The following is a 1,811-nucleotide window of genomic DNA, read 5'->3' as shown; positions in this document are numbered from 1 at the left end:
GCTAAATGTGCGTCTTGATTGTTTCATTTGGGTTTCCTCTTTTGGATGGTATTTTACCACCTATTGAGGACTGCAAGATTAGTGTATCACTACAGCTTGTTATATAAAATTTCTAAAAAATTGACCGCACTTTGAGTGTGTTTGAGTTTATCTCAAAAGTGCGGTCATTTTTTATAGAATTTTGATTAATAACTATTTTTCCTTCAAATCAACATCTTCTGCCTTTATCCACATATTAATGTCTTTTTTGCCTTTGTAGTTGATGAAGTACCATTTTATGCCGACACTATCTATCTCTTGAGCAAGAACCTTAACCTTATCATTATTAATTAAATAGCCCTTTGTTATTTTATTGGGTTTATTATACAAATAAGCTTTATCAGTTTTAACAGCTAAATATATTCCTCCCTCTTGCCAAACATCATATATATTTTGATATATCTTATTGGTATCAAAATCAAAAATATTTATTCCATATAAAAACTCCTTCATTATTCTATGTAAGCGACTATTTTCTTTTAGTTTATCTACTCTAGGACACAATTCTTCCTCAGGGATATAACAAAGATCGTTTATCTTATAATCATCAAAAGTAATGAGCTCACCATCAACCTTAAAGAAAAATATTATGCTGTATGCCTCACTAATATTTCTATTAGGTTTGGCAATTTCTATCTCCAACATTCCATTTTCCATTCTAATGTCCCTTTCCCCTTCGAATCCATACTCATTATTTGAAATAATTAAAGGAAACGCTTTGTCTGTTTGATTAACAACTTTATTTTTATGCATTAATTGAACCATGGTTTTTAAATCATTGGTCAACTCACACTTATTTGAAAAAAATAGCACTTTAACATTATAACCATCACCATAAGGTAATTCTGTATATAAACAATTATTCACATTAGACAGATTATCCGCCATTGCTAATTTATTAAAAATCAAAAAGAAAATTCCAAACAATAAATAATTTACTCTTCGCATTTCCATATCCTCTTTGTTATAGAAAAATTATGTCTTCTTTCTTCTTTAGAATCTGTATATGAATTAATCACATTAGTCACATTATTAACATCTGTATCAGAGCATCCTTTCTCAGCGACAGTATTAAGCCCATGGGATATCCAATAACCCATGCTAGATAACATTGCTCCTTTAATAGTTAAAATAGATTCTGGTTCATTAATAATATCTATACCTGAAGAACCCGCATATTTATCAATCTCTTTTTGTGCACTCAAGTAATTTCCTCTTCCGGTTAATTGAATAAATCCCTTACCTCTAAAATTCCATCCATCATTTGAATCAACGTCACCATTGCCATTTCTATTTGCATACGCTAAGTTAGCTATCATTCTTTGATCTGCATGATGATTTGCATTTCGTCCATACTTATCGGCTTCTGAAGGATTATTTCTAAAATATAGAAATGGACCTTTAGTTAATTTCTTTCCACCTACAATTATAGTTTTAGTTCTTTTTAAATGCTCAGAAGAATAATTTAGACTTTCATTCTTATATGATATTTTAGGACCAACCTCCTCCATTATTTGGGCAAAAAAATGTGCAATAACTCTTGGTGTATGCATATTAAACATTTCACAATATTCATTATAAACCTCAACAATTTCCTGCTTCTTATTTATATCCGCTGATGGGAACAATATATTCAATTGTTCTAATGTTATATAATTGTTTTTTGTTGCCAACCATCCCACCAATCCCAACGGATGAAAATAATACGCCTCTTTACTCGTACTAAACTGCCCGACTTCCAAGGCTATTTCCAAATTACTTGCACGTTGTTT

Annotated in this window: 2 protein-coding genes; both read right to left on the bottom strand. The window is 30.6% G+C overall.

Translation table 11 applies throughout. From position 1 onward, the window contains the following. Positions 1-192: 192 nt before the first annotated feature. The gene (locus EDC44_RS12855; protein WP_243647953.1) at positions 193-987 is read right to left on the bottom strand and encodes a hypothetical protein; all 795 of its coding nucleotides are present in this window, start codon (positions 985-987) and stop codon (positions 193-195) included. Then, a partial coding sequence (locus EDC44_RS13060; RefSeq protein ID WP_207896772.1) for a glycoside hydrolase family 19 protein occupies positions 975-1,811 on the bottom strand: 837 nt, incomplete at its 5' end. The genes EDC44_RS12855 and EDC44_RS13060, both read right to left, overlap by 13 nt.

The organism is Cricetibacter osteomyelitidis, assembly GCF_004340985.1.
In the GTDB taxonomy this organism is placed as follows: Bacteria; Pseudomonadota; Gammaproteobacteria; order Enterobacterales; family Pasteurellaceae; genus Cricetibacter; species Cricetibacter osteomyelitidis.
The sequence above is the reverse complement of the archived record's forward strand: the minus strand, read 5'-3'. Positions and strand labels throughout refer to the sequence as shown.